Origin of the sequence: Halomonas marinisediminis (genome assembly GCF_004347715.1) — a bacterium.
Taxonomy (GTDB): domain Bacteria; phylum Pseudomonadota; class Gammaproteobacteria; order Pseudomonadales; family Halomonadaceae; genus Halomonas; species Halomonas icarae.
In genome coordinates this window covers 1-255 of sequence record NZ_SLTR01000605.1, presented here as the reverse complement: position 1 = coordinate 255, position 255 = coordinate 1, and the positions used below count along the sequence as shown (strand labels likewise).

Here is a 255-nt window from a genome sequence, read left to right as displayed (position 1 = left end):
TCCGCCACCATGTCGAGCGTCAACAACGGGGCAGGCAGGGTCTCCGCCCGGGCCTTGGCGGCCCAGATCTGCGCCGGGTGGGTCTTGCCCGAGGCCGGCGGGCCGCACAGCACCAGCCGCGGCGCGGGCCATTCGGGCCACGCGTCGATGCGTGCCAGGGCCTCGGCGTTGCAGGGCGCTGCGATAAAGGCCGCGCGGCCTAGGGCGGGCCAGGCAGGCAGGGGAAAGGCGAGCTGTTGCGGCGCGCTCATCGGG

Annotated in this window: 1 protein-coding gene; it reads right to left on the bottom strand. The window is 74.9% G+C overall.

What is annotated here, in order from left to right; all coding sequences use genetic code 11:
- Nucleotides 1-255, bottom strand: a 255-nt coding sequence (locus E0702_RS17970) for a hypothetical protein (protein ID WP_439952346.1), incomplete at both ends; no start/stop codon positions are given.